Genomic DNA, 783 nt, shown 5'->3' on the forward strand with positions numbered 1-783 from the left:
GGCCACCGGCGTCACCGCCGTCGTCATGAACGTCATCGCCGTCAGCCCGACCGGCTCGGGCCACGTCACCGTCTACCCCGACGGCCGGCCGCTGCCGTTCGCCTCCAACCTCAACTACGAGGCCGGCCAGGTCGTCGCCAACCTGGTGACGGTCCCCGTCGTCAACGGCAAGGTCAACCTGCGCAACAGCGCGGGCGAGGTCGACCTGGTCGCCGACGTCACCGGCTACTACGGCGACTCCGGTTCGACCTACTCCCCGGCCACCCCGGTCCGCCTGCTGGACACCCGCAGCGGCCTCGGCGCCCGGGCCGGAGCGCTGAGCGGCCACGGCGGCATGGTCAGCCTGCCGGTGACCGGCCTGGAGGGCGTACCGGCCACCGGCGTCACCGCCGTGGTCCTGAACGTCGCGGTCACCGAGCCGACGGCGGACAGCAACCTGAGCGTCTACCCGCACGGCACCGCCCGCCCGGGCGTGTCGAACCTCAACTTCGCGGCCGGGCAGACCAGGGCCAACCTGGTCGTCGTCCCGGTCGTGGACGGCCGGGTGACGTTCTCCAACAACTGGGGTGACGTCCACGTGGTCGCCGACCTGAACGGCTACTTCACGGCCTGACCCCGGGGCGGTCCCGGACCGTTCCGAACGCTGCCGTGGCGCCCCCACCCCCGGCGGCCCCGCCGCGCCCGGTGCGGCGCCCCAAAAGGGGGCCCCCACCCCCGGGGGGGGGGGGGCGCGCGGGGGCAGCAGGGGGGGGCGGGGCGCAACCGCAAAGAGAAAAACACCGG

Annotated in this window: 1 pseudogene; it reads left to right on the forward strand. The window is 74.3% G+C overall.

The features are described 5' to 3' along the window. Nucleotides 1-613: pseudogene (locus tag ACFVVA_RS12460) on the forward strand (hypothetical protein); the annotation flags it as partial. Nucleotides 614-783: the final 170 nt, after the last annotated feature.

Origin of the sequence: Kitasatospora sp. NPDC058048 (genome assembly GCF_042885555.1) — a bacterium.
GTDB classification, from domain to species: domain Bacteria; phylum Actinomycetota; class Actinomycetes; order Streptomycetales; family Streptomycetaceae; genus Kitasatospora; species Kitasatospora lactacystinica.